The organism is Amorphus sp. MBR-141 (genome assembly GCF_053628695.1).
Genome location: NZ_JBRJGW010000021.1, coordinates 73,783 through 89,322, shown reverse-complemented (window position 1 = coordinate 89,322; position 15,540 = coordinate 73,783). Strand labels below are relative to the sequence as shown.

The following is a 15,540-nucleotide window of genomic DNA, read 5'->3' as shown; positions in this document are numbered from 1 at the left end:
TGGTCGGGCTACGCCCTCCCGACGTTCCCCGCTTGCAGCGTCAAGTGGCCTACTTTTGCGCCGCCCAATGGCCCGGTTTTGCTCCGCCGTTGACACTACTCAGCCGCCAGCCCGCCCGATGCCTCGTTCTGCGCCGCCGCCGGGTCCGCGGCCGCATCCGGCTCATCGATCCCGTCGCGCGCTTGCTCCTCCATTGCCTCTTCCATGCTGGTGGTGTTGATGACTAGCTCAAACTGTTCGAGGATCTCGGGCGTATTGCTGCCGAGCCAAGACCGGACTGCCTCATCGGCCACAAGCTTGGTCAGATAGCCCTTGGCGACAACGAGGTTGAGCAGTTCCGAGCCATGGCTTTCTTCGGCATCCTTGTACTTCTTCTGGAACTGGGTCATCTCGCGTTCGAGCTTGACGATCTGCTCCAGCGGATCGCCCTTGGGCTCTTCCGGCTTGGGCGGCTTGTAATCGGTGGGCTGCTCCGGCGGGGGCGCTTTCAGCAGGGCGTCGGCATGGGCGGCAGTGATGCTGTTCGCGGCAATCATCACATCACATCAGTCCGGCAAACCCGGCTTGCACGTGCTCGAATTTGAGCGATATATGGGGGGCGACGATAGAAGGGGCGCAATGACGGCACATGAGCGCGGCACAAGCTGGTTTCTGGCGCAGTTGAAACCGAACTGCGCCCGGATCGCGGACAAGCACCTCACGCGGCAGGGCTTCCAGACATTCCTGCCGCTCGAAGAGGAAACGCGGCAGCGTAACGGCAAGTTCGTCACCGCCGAGCGGCCGCTGTTTCCGGGCTATATCTTCGTCGCCTTCGACGCGGCTCGCGGCCTCTGGCGGAAGGTCAACTCGACCTACGGCATCACGCGGCTGGTCAGCTTCGGCAAAGAGCCAGCAGCGATCCCACTTGATCTGGTCTCGCAGATAATGCTGCGCTGTGACGCCGACGGCAAGCTGCTGCCCCCGAAGATGCTCAAGCCCGGCGATCAGGTCGCGCTGACCAAGGGGCCCTTCGCCAACTTCGTGGCCGAGGTCGAACAGATCGCGCCCGATCGCCGCGTCTGGGTCTTGATGGAGATCCTGGGCGGGCAGAAAAGGGTGGTCGTGAATGCCAGCCAATTGCGGACTGTAGAGCGGCGTGATCAGCGCCCGGTCAGACGGTAGGCAAGCTGTCCGACGTGCTCGCGGATCGCGGTGTTCAGGACAGACAGGTTTCCCGTGAGATTCCAGCCCATGCCGTCTGCAAAGCGTGATGTGCGATAATCGACCGGCCAGGCCACGATGCCGTCCCATCCTGCCGTCTCAAAGCTGCGCATGGCGCGCGGTATGTGGAAGGCGCTGGTGACCAGAACCCAGGTTTCATCCGGCTCAGGGTCGGCGAGGGCCAGGCTGAGACGGGCGTTTTCTGCGGTGTTGCGGGACTGCCCCTCGAGCAGCAAGCGATCTGTTGCCACGCCCTGCGCGTAAAAGAATTGCTCGGCCATGGAGGCTTCCGAAGTTGTGGCGCCGGCCAGGTCCCGGAGCGCGCCGCTGCCGCCAGTGAACAGCACCTGCGCTTCCGGAAACCGCCGCGCAAGCGCCAGCGTCTCCGTGAACCGCTCCCCGCCCTCCTTGAGCTGCATCTGGCCCCAATAGGCGCTGGCGCGCGCGTCCTCGCCACCGCCGAGCACGATTATGCCATCGACGGCCTCAAGGCTCGGGTTGGCTGGATAACGCCGCTCAATGGGCTGCAAGAGCAGATCGCCGAGGGGCAGGATGCTCAGCGCGACAAGCAGCGCCAATGTTAGGCTGCTGATCGCCAACGCGGTGCGCCGCCGCCCCGTGACAAGCGCCAGCACGATGCCAGCCAGCGCAATGACAATCCACGTGTCCGGGCGCAGCAGTGCACCGATGAGCTTGGACGCGATGAAGAAAACCGTATCCACTGAGACTACCTCTGCCCTTCGCCCACGACGGAGGCGAGCGCCGCACCATACGCTTTGACGATGAAGGCCTGATCATACTCACGCTCCATCTTCGCCCGCGCAGCCCGGCCCGTGGCCTCACGCTCTTTCGGTGTGAGGGCGAGAAAGCGCTCCATGGCCCGCGCCAGGCTGTCGGCACTGCGCACCTCGCAGAGAAAGCCGGAGACATCGCGATCAACCACCGCGCGGCAGCCGGGCACGTCGGTGGCAATGAGCGGTCGCGCCATGGCAGCCGCCTCGATCAGCGTGCGCGGCGCCCCCTCCCGGTAGGACGGCAACACTACGCAGGAGGAAGCGGCAATCGCCGGGCGCACGTCATCGGTGGTTCCGAGATACTCGACCACGCCCTCGGCCACCCAAGCCTCGACGGTCGCGCTGTCGATGGCGGTGCGGTTTTCTGAACCGGTTGCTCCCAGCAGCTGGAAACGTACGTTCGGCTGGGTGGCCTTGATCTGACGGGCCGCCTCGACGAATTCGACCACGCCCTTGTCGCGCAGAAGGCGTGCGATCATCAGAAACACAGGCGGCGCTTCAGGCGCAGGCATCTCTTTCGCCGCAAAGCGCGCCAGATCGATGCCGGAGCCTGGCAACAGGCGCGCTTGATCCGCGCGCACCAACTTGCGGTCGAGGAATAGATCCCGGTCGTCCTCGTTCTGGAAGAATACGATTGGCAGTTTGCCAAAGGCGCGTCGATAGAGCAGCTCGGCGATGGTCTGCAACAGCCCGCCCGAGAGAAAGGCCGTTCCCAGCCCTGTGACATTCGGAATGATGGGCACGCCGACCGCGCGCGCGGCACGGGCCCCGAAGATGTTGTTCTTGATCGTGTAGCTCAGGACGGCATAGGGCTCTTCCTCCCGGAAAATCCGCTTCAGCCTGCGCTGCAGCTGCAGGTCCTGGACCGGGTTCAGGCCCTTCACGCTCATCTCGAGTGGGCGAAAACGACAGCCGATCCGCTCGAGGTCGGGAACCGAGTCGTCGGGCGGTGCCAGCACAGTGACGCGATGCCCGTCAGTCAGGAGCGCCTCGACGACGGGTCGCCGAAAATTCCAGATGTTCCAGGCCGCGTTCACTGTCATCAGGATGTGCATGAAACTGCCATTGGCCACCTGGATCGCTTTTCGGCAACTGATACAGCAACGTTGCGGCAAAGGAAATTGCAGGCATGCAGCGGCAGCGCGCCCACCACGTAGCGGATCACATGCAGGTGCGATCCGCTACGTGGCCGGCGCTATGCGGCTACCTCCCGACGGCACGACCGAGATCGACAACAACGCGGCCGAGCGCGCCACCTGACCCGTATGCCTTGGAAGGAAGAACTGGCTGTTCGCAGGCTCCGACGCTGGCGGCGAGCGCGCTGCGGCAATCCTGTCGCTGATCGACACGGCGAGGCTGAACGGCCTCGATCGCGAGGCCTACTTGCGCGATGTTCTTGCACGCATCGCCGATCACCCCATCAACCGGATCTGCGAGCTTCTGCCCTGGAACATGGCCGATGCCGCAACTCCGCCGTACCCGAAGAAGCTCGATCAGCGCCTTGCCGCCCTGGCCGACGAGCATGAGGTCATGCTCCTGAGCGAGTTCGACGGCTTCCTTGCCGGGATCGTGGTCTGCCCCGACTTGGTGATGCCGGGCGAGTGGCTGCCGCTGATCTGGTGCGCCGACGACGAAGACGCAGAGCCCGTCTTCGACTCCATGGAAGACGTGGAGGAGACGGTCGGCCTGATCATGAAGTACTACAACGCCGTCTCGAACGACTTCCACCGTGGCAATGGCTATGGTCCCATCTTCGACGTCTACCGCCGCCATGACGAGGTGCTGTGGGAGCTCTGGTCGGAGGGTTTCGCCCAGGCCATGGCGGTTCGCCCCGATAGCTGGGGCATGATCCTCGAAGACGACGACGTGAACGCGCACACGGCTCTGTCGGCACTCGTCGCGCTCTCGGCGCTGGCACCTGGCGACGAGGAGGTGCCGGTCGAAGACCCCGACGCGCTCCAGGAGGTGGCGACCGAGCTGATCGCGCCCTGCGTCATCACGCTCAACATCTGGCGCCTCGAGAGCGGCCTCCGTGCGCCGATCACCGAACCCTCCATGAAGACGCACAAGGTTGGGCGAAACGAGCCGTGTCCCTGCGGATCCGGCAAGAAGTACAAGAAGTGCTGCGGTCTAAACTGATCAAGCCCCTATGGCCGGACGCGTGTGGACGCCCCCTCGAATGCAAGCATTTTTTGGGCCACGTTTGAGCTGCGGTCAGGTGCGGTCGTGTGTCCGGCCTCAATAATGCGGCTTTCAAACGCTGTGGGCCCGTATGGAGATATGCAGATCGGAACCATTTCGCTTGCCCGCGCTTGAAGGCGCTCGTCCGGAATGCCGGTTCGCCCGATCCGGTCTCGTGACCATTTGCCCTTACGCATCCTTTCGTCCTGCTTACATCTGCGACGGCAAACTGACGATTATGACCTATGCTGCCGCCATCGCCGGATCCCGATAATTATCGCCGTTACGCATCAACGCCCAGGCAATGCGCGCCATGCGGTTGGCCAAAGCCACTGCGTATCAGCATGCGAGGCGTTCGCTCCATCATCCGCGCCAAAGTCCAGCCCCAGGCCTGGGCCCTGGAACACGCAGAATGGCTGGCGCTCCTACTTGAGTCCGAGGCGACGCAACGCCGGCAAAAGCGCTTCGAAGCCCGGGCTTGGGCGGCCAGATTGCGTCACGACGCACAGGTCGAGGACACCGACTTCCGTGCCGTGCGCGGTCTCAACCGTGGCCTCTTTCTCCAGTTGGCCGGGTGCGACTTCATCCGCAAGCGGCAAGATCGTTGAGGACCGCTACGAGCGCCGGTCGACGATCGTCACCAGCCAGGTGCCGGTCGATCGCTGGTACGAGATCATCGGCAATCCGACCATCGCCGACGCCATTCTCGACCGGCTCGTCCACAACGCCTATCGCATCGAATTGTCCGGCGAGAGCCTGCGAAAACGATCTCCAAGGCCGACGGTCACGGCGGCATCTTGACCTGAACTCCGACACCGACCCATCATCGAAATCGACCCAGGATCATACCAGGAGATGGCCGGCTTCAAATCGGAACGGCGGCCGGAATGAAATCGGAACAGGTGGCAGGCTTCATTTTGGAATGCATGGCCGGTTTCGTCGGAATCCGTATAATGGCGCACTGGACTGCAAAAAGGGTGGCGTTCTCTTGCCCTGGAAGCGGTTCCAATCTACATGGGATACTGCAGTACTCCAAGCAAGGCATTTTGATCCTGCCGGTCGGCGCGCGCCCCTCTCCGGTGCAGGGTTTGTTCGTTAACCGCCTCTAGCCGGTGCTGATGTTTCTGGCATGGCACCGGAAATAGAACGACCATGCTTCCTTATTGGATCTTCTTTTTGGTGCCGGCAGCCTTAGCGATTGGAGAGCGTCCGACGGACTGGCGCACCCGCAGGCAGGGTTTCGGATGGCTGGTCTTTGGGCTATTTCTTTCGTCGATCATCGGACTCCGATTTCAAGTCGGCGGCGACTGGAACAGTTACTTGGCGCACCTCGAGCGCGCCTCCTACCAATCGCTATGGGAAGCTCTCGGCAGCAGCGATCCTGGCTATGTGCTCCTCAATTGGATTGCCGCTCAGCTTGGACTCGGTATTTCCTCTGTCAATTTCGTATGCGGCGTCCTCTTCGCCGTTGGCTTGATCGCTTTCGCCCGGAGACAGCCGCGACCTTGGCTCGCGATTACGGTCGCGATGCCCTATCTTGTCATCATCGTGGCCATGGGCTACACGCGGCAGGCGGTCGCGATCAGCTTCGTGATGGGCGGGTTGGTTTCCCTTTCCTCGGGCAGACTGCGTAGCTTCGTCATCTGGATGCTATTCGCTGCCATGTTTCACCGCACGGCAATCGTTCTCGTTCCGATCGGCGTCTTGGCGAGCAGTTCGCGCGGCAGAATCTGGAGCGCATTCTGGCTCGGCCTCGTGGGGGTAGGTTTGTTTTTTACCTTCCTTTCCGATGATGTCGATACACTTGTACAGGGATACATCGACGCTGAATACCAGTCGCAAGGAGCGTTCATCCGCTTGGCGATGAATATCCTTCCCGCCATAATCTTTCTTCTTCTCAGAAAAAGCTTCGTCGAAAATCTGGCGGAGCTTCGTCTCTGGACCTACCTCGCGCTGGCAGGTGTTCTTTTGTTTGCGTCATATTTCGTCGTGCCGTCTTCTACCGCGATAGATCGGATCGGGCTCTACGTTATTCCGATCCAAATGTTTGTGTTAAGCCGCCTGCCAGATATAATGAACGCCCATGTAAAAAGCCGAGTCTCGGTCGCGCTCATCGTCGTCTATTGCGGTCTGGTGCAGCTCGTCTGGCTCGTGTTTGCAAAGACAGCGTTTGCTTGGCTTCCCTATCGCATGAGTCTTTAGGGCTGACTGGGGCTGCCGTTCAGGAGCCAGCCAGGCCGGAGAGATAGTGGGCATAGTCGGTGGAGCCGAGGCGCGCGGCGAGCGCCTTAAGGGCGTCGCGTGAGATCCAGCCGTTGCCGTAGGCGATCTCCTCCGGACAGGCGATGCGCATGCCTTGGCGATGTTCCAGTGCGCGCACAAATTCCGCTGCCTCCATGAGCGCTTCTGGCGTCCCAGTGTCGAGCCAGGCATAGCCGCGCCTCATCAAGGCGACTGACAGGGCGCTGTCTTCCATGTAAGATCGGTTGACGTCCGTAATTTCGAACTCGCCGCGGGCTGAGGGGCGGATCTTTCGGGCAATGTACGGTCCGCGCCCGTCGAAGAGATAGAGGTGGTGACGGCCCAGTTCGAACGGGGATCCCCGGGCTTTTCCTCGATCGAGATCGGCCTGCCTACAGCATCGAGTTCGACCACCCCATAGCGTCTCGGATCACTCACATGGTATGCAAATATGGTGGCGCCTCGCAAATCGGCGATGGCGCCGCTCAGCAGCTCGGGAAGATCGTGACCGTAGAAGAGGTTGTCGCCGAGGATGAGGGCGCAAGGCCCTCCGTCGAGGAATCGTTTGCCAATTATCAGCGCCTGAGTGAGGCCGTTCGGTTTTGGTTGTTCAGCGTACTGAAGTTGGATGCCCCATTGTTCCCCGGTGCCGAGACGCTGCTCGAAACGTGGCAGGTCCTGGGGCGTCGAGATAATCAGGATCTCGCGCAAACCCGCCAGCATCAGGTGGTAAGCGGGTAGTAGATCATCGGCTTGTTGTAGACGGGGAGCAACTGCTTGGAGACCACCGATGTCATCGGATAGAGCTGCGTGCCGCTGCCGCTGGCCAGTATGATCCCCTTCGTCGTATTTCCCTTTCGCCCCAGCCATAGCGCGGCGCCATGTTGGTCTTGATCCAGGTCTCGTCGAGGAAGACGAGCCGCGTGGGATCGAGCGTGTGTTGACGAGAGCGCCATCGTCGCCGCCTGCCGGCGATGTCGGCACGGGCCTGTTCAAGCGCCAGAACCGTTTTTTTTGAAGCGCAGTCCCTCGCGCTGCAGGAACAGCCACACCGCGTTGTGCGACACCCTCACGCCGCGGGCTGCCAGCTCGGTCTAGCAGAAGAGGACGCTTCCCCGCACAACAGACAGCGAGGCGTTCTCCCGCTCTGACCTGGTACAACGCGCGCTTTGCGCACGACGCGCTCCGCCCGCAGCCGGGCCAGACCTGGCTGATCGTCACCTCGGCAATCCACATGCCGCGGACGATGGGGGCATTCCGTGCCAGCGGGTGGACCGGACTGGTTGCCTGGCCCGTCGACTATCGCAGCCGCGGAACCGAATGGCCGGGGATTATGCCGGACCTGTCGGCGGGACTCGGAAGACTTGATGACGCAGCCCACGAATGGGTCGGACTGATCGCCTACTACCTGCTTGGCCGGTCGACCTCGCTGTTCCCCGGACCAGAGCAGTCCAAGGCCGCTCAGGAGCCGTAGTAGTCGCGGTACCAGGCGACAAAGGCCGAGACCCCGTCCTTTACCGGCGTCGCCGGCCGATAGTCCACCGCCTTTTCCAGCTCGGACACGTCGGCGTAGGTATCGGGCACGTCGCCCGGCTGCAGCGGCAGCAAGTCCTTGATCGCCGTCTTGCCGACCGCTTCCTCGATCGCCTCGATGTAGGCGGAGAGCTTCACCGGCGCATTGTTGCCGATGTTGAAAATCCGGAACGGCGCGTTGGAGGAGCGCGGATCCGGATCCGCGGCATCCCAGGCCGGATCGGGCTCGGCCACCTGATCGCTCATCCGGATCACCCCCTCGACGATGTCGTCGACATAGGTGAAGTCGCGGGTGTGGTTGCCGTGATTGAAGACCGGGATCGGCTCCCCCGCGAGAATATTCTTCGTAAACATGAAGAGGGCCATGTCCGGGCGTCCCCACGGACCATAGACGGTGAAGAAGCGCAGCCCCGTCGTCGGCAACCGGTAGAGATGGCTGTAGGCATGCGCCATCAGCTCGTTGGCGCGCTTGGTGGCGGCATAGAACTGCAGCGGATGGTCGACGCCGTCGTGCTCGGAGAACGGCATCTTCGTGTTGGCGCCATAGACGCTGGAGGTCGACGCGTAGGTGAGGTGCGCCACCTCGGCGTGGCGGCAGGCCTCCAGGACGTTGGTGAAGGCGATCAGGTTCGATTCCACGTAGGCGTGCGGATTGACGAGGCTGTAGCGCACGCCGGCCTGGGCGGCGAGATGGATCACCCGGTCGAAACGATGCGTCTCGAAGCAGGCCTCCACGGCGGCGCGATCGGCGAGGTTTTCGCGCACGACGGCGTACTCGGCATGGGTCCGCGCGGCGGTTTCCGCCAGCACGGCCAGCCGCGCCTCCTTGATCGCCGGATCGTAGTAGTCGTTGACGACGTCGAACCCGACCACGCTGTCGCCGCGCTCCAGGAGCCGTTTGGCGGTGTGGAAGCCGACGAAGCCGGCGCTGCCAGTCACGAGTACCTTCATCGGATCCTGTCTGCTCGTGTGCGGGAGAAGCGTGCAGCGCGCAGCTGCGCTGCCGGCGCACCCACCGGGATCGACGACCCAGGCGGCGGTGTCAACGTTCTGTCACACAAAGCGGCGCGGGACGCCACTCATGGCCGCCAGAGGCGGACGCGGTCCGGCTTCGCCGCGCGGTCGAGACGCGCCTTGAGATCCATGATCACGCCGCCGTCTTCCGCCAGCAGACGCTCGACGAACGGCCAGCCGCGGTCGAGATAGGCCTCGTGCGGAACCGCCAGTATGACCGCGTCGGCGCGCCCGAGCGCAGCCTCCTCGACCAGCTCGAACCCGTATTCGTGACGGACTTCGGCTGCGTCGGCCATGCAGTCCGAGACGGTGACCTCCATCCCGAAGGCCTGCAGTTCGCGGATCACGTCGACGACCTTGGAATTGCGGATGTCCGGGACGTTCTCCTTGAACGTGATGCCGAGGACCGTGACGCGGCGGCCCGGCCGGCCGCCGCTGTTGATCAGCCGCACACCGGTGCGCGCGATGCGGGCGCCGACGTCGTCGTTGGTGCGGCGGCCGGCGAGGATCACCTCGGGATGCAGCCCGACCATCTGCGCCTTGTGGGTCAGATAGTAGGGATCGACGCTGATGCAGTGGCCGCCGACGAGGCCGGGCGTGAACCGCAGGAAATTCCACTTCGTGCCGGCCGCAGCCAGGACGTCGTAGGTGTCGATGTCCATCCGCCCGAAAATGTCGGACAGCTCGTTCATGAAGGCGATGTTCAGGTCGCGCTGGGCATTCTCGATGACCTTGGCCGCTTCGGCGACCCGGATCGACGGCGCGCGGTGGATGCCCGCCGTGACCACCGATCCATAGACGTCCGCGACGACATCGAGGGTGCGCGCATCCTGGCCCGCCACCACCTTCACGATGGTCTCCAGCCGGTGCTCGCGGTCGCCGGGGTTGATCCGTTCGGGGGAGTAGCCGACGGTGAAATCCGTCCCGCAGACGAGGCCCGATGCGCGTTCCAGAACGGGAACGCATTCCTCCTCGGTGGCGCCGGGATAGACGGTCGATTCGTAGACGACGATCGCACCGGGCGAGAGGGCCGCGCCGACGGTCGCACTGGCCGCCATGAGGGCCCCGATGTCGGGCCTGCGGGCGGCATCGATCGGTGTCGGCACGGTCACGATGAAGAAGTCGGCCCCCTTCAGCTCCTCCGGATCGCTGGAAAAGCGGATGCCGGCATCGATGAGAACGTGCTCGTCGACCTCCCGGGTATGGTCATGGCCGGAGCGGAGCTCCTCGACACGCCGCGCGCTGATGTCGAAGCCGACCACCGGAGCACCGGACTTCGCCAATGCAACCGCCACCGGCAGGCCCACATAGCCGAGGCCGATCACTCCGATCCGTCTGCTATGTTTTGTCATGCTTTCCCCCAAACCGGCGCTTCCTCAACGCGTACCACTCTTCTAAAGAAGCGGGTCTATCCAAGCTCGACCTTATTCAAATTCAGCGTCAGGTTCAGAAGACGGCGTCTTTGGCGATGAACTCAACGGCATTGTCGAAGGGCGAACATGACGATGTCGCCCGTATTGTGGACGTCCTCCCACTTGCGCCAGCGTAACCAATAGCCGATTCGGAGTTCGTTGCCTTTGTCCGTCGACGTGAGCCGGGCGATCGCCGCTTCGGTCTTCAATAGGTAAGGGTGGTAGGCGCGCCACGAGCCAGTCTTCATGCTTCTCGATTTAGTCCGAAACCAAGAGGTTTGGCCTGGCCAAATCTCAGTTGACAATCGCACCCAGGATTGTGAAACACGTAGCAGTCATTCGTCTTCGAGCGTGGATGCCTCCGGCCTTCTTCGGGGGCGGGGCTTCCGTCGCTTAGTGGTGGAGTTCCTCGCCGCGCTTTTGCCGTCGCGTTCAGGAGCTGTCAGCTGCTCTGTTTGGTCCTCTTGACTCGGCCCTGTTTGCTGGCATGCCGCCGAGGACGCCTCAGCGGAATCATGTGGCGCCTGAGGCGCTTTAGGCGGCTCGTCTGATACGGCGGACTGACCGAGGTTGGGTTTCAGTAGCTCATCATCAGATCCGCTCCTGTCCGACGCCGCCAATCCCCCGTTGCCGACATCAGTACTGTCGCTGGGCTCACGTGAGGTATCTGGTTGAGCTGGCTCGACGGGGTTGTCGATCTCGGCCTCCTGGTCGGAGGTGGCAAACTCGATTACCATCGTTCCTGACCCCGGGCCCTCCAATGGTGCAACCGGGTACTGCTCATGGAGATTGACGGCGATCTCCGCGAGTTGGCGCATGCGCTCGTCCTCATGGAACGCTTCAGGCAGGCGAACCTTGATAGGCGGGGTCGCCCGCGCGTAGACCATCGCGTGGTGCTTGAACGCCGGCCCCATCAGCTCGGCCGGCGGGACCAACGGCCTTGTTTCTTCGAAGACGGTCGTCTTATCGCCGGCGCGGCTCGAGACGTAGGTGGCCGTCTCCATGTCGTTGACCCCAAAAAAGATCTGCGTTCGGCAATTGCCGAGCATGCTTTCCCAGCGTGGATAGGTGACCTTCAGCTGAGGCAGGTCCTGGGCAATCAGCCACATGCGGATCTTGGCGCTTCGCGCGATCGCAATCTGATCTTCGATAAGGGGCATGTGGCCGAGCTGGGCCAACTCATCGAAAACGAAGAGGGCCGGGACCTGGTGGTCGACGCGCCAGTCGGGATGGTCTTCCTCGACCAAGTTTTCCGCTCTGGCCCAAGCGTTGAGGTGAACGCCCATGACGACCCTGAGGACGCTCGCGTAAGAGCGGATCCGGTCAGGTGGGACGACGAAGAACATACTCTTCGAAGGTCCGCGTTCGAGACGGTTGTATTCATCGTCCATGTAGAACACGTGATGATAGCCGAGGGGCCCGTAGCGTTCGCCGCGGGCGATCTGCGCCTCGCGTTCGCGGAGGTCCGACACGAACTGGTGGATGTCCCAGCCTGGGGACGTCGTGCTGGTCGCATTGGCGATCTGTTTGGAGCGCCAGGCATCGAGCTCCGCACGGGCGGACTGCAGGATGCTGTCGAACATGCGGTCGGCCATGACGTCGAACTGGTTGGCGAGCTCGACGAGCATCTCGTCATCGCTCTTGGCCAATTGCGTCCGCAACGCCTCGTGCTCCTCAGCGCTGGCATAGAGGAGGCGAACGACTTCCCGCATGGTGCGTCGTTCGGGCTCGAGTGTCCTGACGTACATGATGAGACCGCGCACGACGTCGCGCGCGGAATGGTCCCAGAAGCGCTTCTCGCCGCTGTCGGAGGGGGTGATCAGGAGATCGGCCACCACCCTTGCATCGTCCCAATCCTCGATGACGTCGAGGGGATTGAAGGCGTGGGTCTCGCCGTTGCGGTCGAAGGGCGCCCATTTGAACACGCCGCCCATGAGATCGCGCTGCAGGCCCGTGGCCCGGAAATTCTCGCCCTTGGGATCCAGACACAGGACCGGGCCGCCATAGGTCATCAGGGTCGGCAGGATGTAGCGCTGCCCCTTGCCGGCACCGGTCGAAGCGATCGTGAGAATGTGTCCTTCGCCTTGATGGAACAGAGGGACGGCAGGGGTGACGGCCGGCGGTTCTGCGATGCCGACTTCGATGGCATCGGGCGCACGCTTGCTTCCGACAAAAAGTCCTGCCGCCTCTAGGTCCATTCCCGCAGCGAACCGACTTCCGCCGCCCGCGTGCTGAATGCGCTCGTAGAGCTCGGGCGGACCGTGGGGAATGATGACGCGGCGGAGCATGTCTTCCGCATCCTCGATCCGGCCTTGCAGCAGGGCCCGTTCGTAGCCGCTGCCGAAATCGTATCCGCCCATCACGAATGTGCAGCCGAGATCATCGATCGCCTGGACGATATCGAGATGCGCCTGGGGTACGCCCGGCGCATCCAGCTGTGTCTCGGCGGCAGACGCAGTCAGCTGCCACCTGCTGTCCCCGATGCGAACGACGACGTAGGGATTGAAGATCGTGGTGGGGACCTCATTGCGCCTGGCCGCTTCTTTCCATGCCTCTTCAGCCAGTTGCGCTTCGGATTTCTCGGGGGCGGGCGCATTCGGCCGTCTTTTCTTGAGAAATTCGACGATGCGCCCGAACGCACGTCCAGCGACCCACCAGGCATCTCGCGCCTGGGGACTGCTCGTCGGCTCCTCGGCGCCATTCTCTTTGAGCGATTGCTTCCGAGCTATGCGCACGCGAAGGAGATACAGGCGGCGGGCCTGCAGCAGGGTCCAATAGGCGCCCGCCCAGGCGAGATAGAGGCCGATCGCCAGAAGCAGCACGGCGCCGAGGGAGTCCAAGTAGTCCGGGCGGACCACGGCGCCCAGAATGAAGAACACGAAAAGCGGCGCGATCGCCGCCCAATAGCGAAGCTTCCGTTTGATCGGCATGTCGACGACCACCCAATTACACCCTGCCGACCAGCTACGATGGCCGAGTCGAACCGCAACCACAAGGCGAGCCTGCCAATCGGGGGCGGCACGGCCGTGACCACGCGATGTCGATGCCAGCTGTGGCTGTCGCATGCCGAACGGCGGCTTCGATATTCCGGGGCGGCGGTGAGTAATCTATCCGGCAGCAATCACCTGCCCGAACATCAGCGTTGGCAATGTCCTGACTGTTCCAGCGGAACGCCGCTTCCCCGGCGTGTCGCAAACGCCGCTTTCTCTAACGATTTTACGGTGTTAAGAAGAGTGCGACCGAATGTTCAATTCTGTTGCAGCGGTCAACCCCTCTCAGCGCATTATTCGTCCCACATCTTGCGGGCCATCTTGCGTTCCTCCGCACCGACGGCATCGCCATAGATGGCCGTGGTCGAGAGCGACGCGTGACCCAGCCACTTCTGAAGTAGGTTGATCGGTACGCCGCGGCTGAGGGCGGCCACACCGAAGCCGTGGCGCAGGCCTTTGGCGGTCGCATGCGGGCCGACGATCCTTGCCTTCCGCATCACTGTCGTGACGTACCTGTGAGCCGTCGCCCGGTGCCACGGCCAGAGCCGCGCTTGTCGAAGCTCAGCGTCGCTTTGCAGGCTCTGGATGTCATGCACCCGCTGAAGGGCTGACAGAACCTTGGCTGACACGGGGACGGCCCGGTGGATGCCCTCCCGTCGCTTCTTGAGGCTACGGAAGATGATGATGCCGGCGGACATGTCGATGTGGTCCGGCGTCAGCTCCAGGGCTTCGGAAATCCGGCAGCCGGTCTCCTTCAGGACGAGACAGAAGGTGAAGACCGCACCGCCGTCGCGGGCTGCGGCCTTGATGAATGCCGCCCGCTCGCGGTCGCTCAGATATTTTCGGTGACCGGTCCCGTCATAGAGACTCCACTCCATATGGCCTCGCGCATAAACGAAGGCGCTACCCTCCCAAGCTGCTGTTCCCGTTGACTGAATCGTAGCAGCCCAAGCCGGGCGCGCGCGACCGAATTGAACATTCTGTCGCAGCTTTGGCGGGAGGGGGTGTGGCTGATGCGCCACGTTGGCCTTGGGACCCTGTCGGGATCGCTGCCTTCGGGGCCGGCAGAATGCTGCCGTCCCGCCAAGACAGACACCGACGGCTGTTCGCGCACAGGACGGCCATGCGGAAGAGGTGCGTCGGGCGCTCCGGAGGCTTGGGCTGCGGCCTGCTCTCCGTCCCGATCCTCGTCAGACGTTGCAAGCCTTTGGGGGAGCCGGATGACTGAAGCCACGAACACCGACGAGGCGGCCTACCTGACCTGGAAGACCCAGCAGGCCGGAACGCGGGTCGTCACCGGGGTGGCATCGGCACTCTGGGTCGCCGCCGTCTTCGGTTGGATCTTGCTCCTGCACAAGATCTCTCAAACCTCAGCCTTTGCGCTGCAGTACTCCGACCGGGTTCACCAACAGCTCGGCGAGTGGGGCGTTGCCGTGGGAGCGCTCACACTGATTGCGATCGTTGTGGGGATCATGGCCATTGCGGCCTTGGTGCGCTCCCGTCGGGCGAAGGACGCGCTCGTCGCGAGCCTGCGCAAGCGCCTGGCCGACCCTGCAGATGGGGCACAGCGGTCGACCATCGAGTCCCGACTGCGCGAGCTCGGCGCATGACGACCGACCGGACGTCCCGAACCGGGCCTCTGACGACGACGATCCATTCACCGACACCGTGGAGGAGCAAATGACCAACTGGAAACAGCTGAGCGAAGTCGACGCTAAGGCACACCGGCTTTATGGCGTGAAGGGATGGCTGCTGGTCATCCTGATCCTGATGGCGCTCGGCGCGCTGAACTCGCTGGTGACGCTGTTCACCTATTCGGAGATGCGCGCGCTCTACGGCGCCTATGCGCCGGTCTCCACGATCCTGAGCATCGTGTTCGGACTGATCTACGCATTGATCGCGCTCGCCGGCTTCCTGAAGGATAGCCGGTTTCCCGCCTACGTCAGCCAGATGCTCTACGTCACGATGGTGGTGGCCGTGATCAACTCGGTGGTCGCCGGCGTGCTGGCGCCGGTCCAGGCCGGCAAGATGAGTGCGATCGTCGGCGGCTTGATCGGGCTCGTCCAGGGCGGTTTGCTGATCTGGTACTTCAAGGCGTCCAAGCGGGTGAACGTCACCTACTTCCATCGCGTGCGGGCGGACGAGTAGCGGTCATTGTCCATTTGGTCAGATCAC

General features: G+C 63.0%; 14 protein-coding genes and 5 pseudogenes. 8 read left to right on the top strand and 11 right to left on the bottom strand.

The window, feature by feature from the left end:
* Window positions 1–95: 95 nt before the first annotated feature.
* Window positions 96–536 (bottom strand): plasmid partitioning protein RepB C-terminal domain-containing protein, encoded by a 441-nt coding sequence (locus ACSSVZ_RS22775; protein ID WP_453973084.1) that lies wholly within the window; start codon window positions 534–536, stop codon window positions 96–98.
* Window positions 537–618: 82 nt separating this feature from the next.
* Here ACSSVZ_RS22775 and nusG point away from each other — a divergent pair, with 82 nt between their 5' ends.
* A complete protein-coding gene (gene nusG, locus ACSSVZ_RS22770; protein ID WP_453973082.1) occupies window positions 619–1,161 on the top strand; it encodes a transcription termination/antitermination protein NusG in 543 nt (180 codons plus the stop codon).
* On the opposite strand, the gene ACSSVZ_RS22765 is transcribed toward nusG, so the two are convergent.
* A complete protein-coding gene (locus tag ACSSVZ_RS22765) occupies window positions 1,140–1,922 on the bottom strand; it encodes a YdcF family protein (protein WP_453973080.1) in 783 nt (260 codons plus the stop codon). The genes nusG and ACSSVZ_RS22765 overlap by 22 nt on opposite strands.
* A 5-nt stretch (window positions 1,923–1,927) precedes the next feature.
* Window positions 1,928–3,049 carry a glycosyltransferase family 4 protein gene (locus tag ACSSVZ_RS22760; protein ID WP_453973079.1) on the bottom strand — a complete coding sequence of 374 codons (1,122 nt, stop codon included), beginning with the start codon at window positions 3,047–3,049 and terminating at the stop codon, window positions 1,928–1,930.
* 112 nt (window positions 3,050–3,161) lie between these two features.
* On the opposite strand from ACSSVZ_RS22760, the pseudogene ACSSVZ_RS22755 reads away from it, so the two are divergent.
* Window positions 3,162–3,461, top strand: a pseudogene (locus ACSSVZ_RS22755) (transposase domain-containing protein); the annotation flags it as partial.
* Window positions 3,447–4,133, top strand: a complete 687-nt coding sequence (locus tag ACSSVZ_RS22750; RefSeq protein WP_453973088.1) for a UPF0149 family protein — start codon at window positions 3,447–3,449, stop codon at window positions 4,131–4,133. The pseudogene ACSSVZ_RS22755 and the gene ACSSVZ_RS22750, both read left to right, overlap by 15 nt.
* Window positions 4,134–4,418: 285 nt before the next feature.
* Here the strand turns inward: ACSSVZ_RS22750 and ACSSVZ_RS22745 are convergent.
* Window positions 4,419–4,551 (bottom strand): annotated as a pseudogene (locus tag ACSSVZ_RS22745) (IS110 family transposase); the annotation flags it as partial.
* On the opposite strand from ACSSVZ_RS22745, the pseudogene ACSSVZ_RS22740 reads away from it, so the two are divergent.
* Window positions 4,520–4,976 (top strand): annotated as a pseudogene (locus ACSSVZ_RS22740) (ATP-binding protein). The pseudogenes ACSSVZ_RS22745 and ACSSVZ_RS22740 overlap by 32 nt on opposite strands.
* A gap of 351 nt (window positions 4,977–5,327) precedes the next feature.
* Window positions 5,328–6,377 (top strand): EpsG family protein, encoded by a 1,050-nt coding sequence (locus ACSSVZ_RS22735; protein ID WP_453973078.1) that lies wholly within the window; start codon window positions 5,328–5,330, stop codon window positions 6,375–6,377.
* A 19-nt stretch (window positions 6,378–6,396) separates the two neighbouring features.
* On the opposite strand, the pseudogene rfbA reads toward ACSSVZ_RS22735, so the two are convergent.
* Both rfbA and ACSSVZ_RS22725 read right to left on the bottom strand, forming a co-directional pair.
* Window positions 6,397–7,213, bottom strand: a pseudogene (rfbA, locus tag ACSSVZ_RS22730) (glucose-1-phosphate thymidylyltransferase RfbA).
* A 38-nt stretch (window positions 7,214–7,251) separates the two neighbouring features.
* Window positions 7,252–7,507: pseudogene (locus ACSSVZ_RS22725) on the bottom strand (IS630 family transposase); the annotation flags it as partial.
* Here ACSSVZ_RS22725 and ACSSVZ_RS22720 point away from each other — a divergent pair.
* The gene (locus ACSSVZ_RS22720) at window positions 7,498–7,890 is read left to right on the top strand and encodes a YdcF family protein (RefSeq protein WP_453973087.1); all 393 of its coding nucleotides are present in this window, start codon (window positions 7,498–7,500) and stop codon (window positions 7,888–7,890) included. The pseudogene ACSSVZ_RS22725 and the gene ACSSVZ_RS22720 sit on opposite strands and share 10 nt — an antisense overlap.
* Here ACSSVZ_RS22720 and ACSSVZ_RS22715 read toward each other — a convergent pair.
* The 5 genes from ACSSVZ_RS22715 to ACSSVZ_RS22695 all read right to left on the bottom strand — a co-directional run bounded on the left by ACSSVZ_RS22715 (window position 7,878) and on the right by ACSSVZ_RS22695 (window position 14,243).
* The gene (locus tag ACSSVZ_RS22715; protein ID WP_453973077.1) at window positions 7,878–8,900 is read right to left on the bottom strand and encodes an NAD-dependent epimerase; all 1,023 of its coding nucleotides are present in this window, start codon (window positions 8,898–8,900) and stop codon (window positions 7,878–7,880) included. The two genes, ACSSVZ_RS22720 and ACSSVZ_RS22715, sit on opposite strands and share 13 nt — an antisense overlap.
* Window positions 8,901–9,028: 128 nt before the next feature.
* Window positions 9,029–10,315 carry a nucleotide sugar dehydrogenase gene (locus tag ACSSVZ_RS22710; protein ID WP_453973076.1) on the bottom strand — a complete coding sequence of 429 codons (1,287 nt, stop codon included), beginning with the start codon at window positions 10,313–10,315 and terminating at the stop codon, window positions 9,029–9,031.
* Between the two features lie 122 nt (window positions 10,316–10,437).
* Window positions 10,438–10,623, bottom strand: coding sequence for a hypothetical protein (locus ACSSVZ_RS22705; RefSeq protein WP_453973075.1), 186 nt, complete (start codon window positions 10,621–10,623; stop codon window positions 10,438–10,440).
* A gap of 87 nt (window positions 10,624–10,710) precedes the next feature.
* The gene (locus tag ACSSVZ_RS22700; protein ID WP_453973074.1) at window positions 10,711–13,317 is read right to left on the bottom strand and encodes a type IV secretory system conjugative DNA transfer family protein; all 2,607 of its coding nucleotides are present in this window, start codon (window positions 13,315–13,317) and stop codon (window positions 10,711–10,713) included.
* 341 nt (window positions 13,318–13,658) lie between these two features.
* Window positions 13,659–14,243: a tyrosine-type recombinase/integrase gene (locus ACSSVZ_RS22695; RefSeq protein WP_453973073.1), complete on the bottom strand. Its 585-nt coding sequence runs from the start codon at window positions 14,241–14,243 to the stop codon at window positions 13,659–13,661.
* A gap of 342 nt (window positions 14,244–14,585) precedes the next feature.
* On the opposite strand from ACSSVZ_RS22695, the gene ACSSVZ_RS22690 reads away from it, so the two are divergent.
* The gene (locus tag ACSSVZ_RS22690) at window positions 14,586–14,975 is read left to right on the top strand and encodes a hypothetical protein (RefSeq protein WP_453973072.1); all 390 of its coding nucleotides are present in this window, start codon (window positions 14,586–14,588) and stop codon (window positions 14,973–14,975) included.
* A gap of 70 nt (window positions 14,976–15,045) precedes the next feature.
* Window positions 15,046–15,513 carry a DUF2569 family protein gene (locus ACSSVZ_RS22685; protein WP_453973071.1) on the top strand — a complete coding sequence of 156 codons (468 nt, stop codon included), beginning with the start codon at window positions 15,046–15,048 and terminating at the stop codon, window positions 15,511–15,513.
* The last annotated feature ends 27 nt before the right edge of the window (window positions 15,514–15,540 follow it).

What these genes read in the sequence shown, in the direction of transcription:
- ACSSVZ_RS22760 (WP_453973079.1), bottom strand. Translation starts at nt 3,049, where the DNA reads ATGCACATCCTGATGACAGTGAACGCGGCCTGGAACATCTGGAATTTT.
- ACSSVZ_RS22690 (WP_453973072.1), top strand. Translation starts at nt 14,586, where the DNA reads ATGACTGAAGCCACGAACACCGACGAGGCGGCCTACCTGACCTGGAAG.
- ACSSVZ_RS22685 (WP_453973071.1), top strand. Translation starts at nt 15,046, where the DNA reads ATGACCAACTGGAAACAGCTGAGCGAAGTCGACGCTAAGGCACACCGG.
- ACSSVZ_RS22735 (WP_453973078.1), top strand. Translation starts at nt 5,328, where the DNA reads ATGCTTCCTTATTGGATCTTCTTTTTGGTGCCGGCAGCCTTAGCGATT.
- ACSSVZ_RS22695 (WP_453973073.1), bottom strand. Translation starts at nt 14,243, where the DNA reads ATGGAGTGGAGTCTCTATGACGGGACCGGTCACCGAAAATATCTGAGC.
- nusG (WP_453973082.1), top strand. Translation starts at nt 619, where the DNA reads ATGACGGCACATGAGCGCGGCACAAGCTGGTTTCTGGCGCAGTTGAAA.
- ACSSVZ_RS22710 (WP_453973076.1), bottom strand. Translation starts at nt 10,315, where the DNA reads ATGACAAAACATAGCAGACGGATCGGAGTGATCGGCCTCGGCTATGTG.
- ACSSVZ_RS22705 (WP_453973075.1), bottom strand. Translation starts at nt 10,623, where the DNA reads ATGAAGACTGGCTCGTGGCGCGCCTACCACCCTTACCTATTGAAGACC.
- ACSSVZ_RS22750 (WP_453973088.1), top strand. Translation starts at nt 3,447, where the DNA reads ATGGCCGATGCCGCAACTCCGCCGTACCCGAAGAAGCTCGATCAGCGC.
- ACSSVZ_RS22775 (WP_453973084.1), bottom strand. Translation starts at nt 536, where the DNA reads ATGATTGCCGCGAACAGCATCACTGCCGCCCATGCCGACGCCCTGCTG.
- ACSSVZ_RS22715 (WP_453973077.1), bottom strand. Translation starts at nt 8,900, where the DNA reads ATGAAGGTACTCGTGACTGGCAGCGCCGGCTTCGTCGGCTTCCACACC.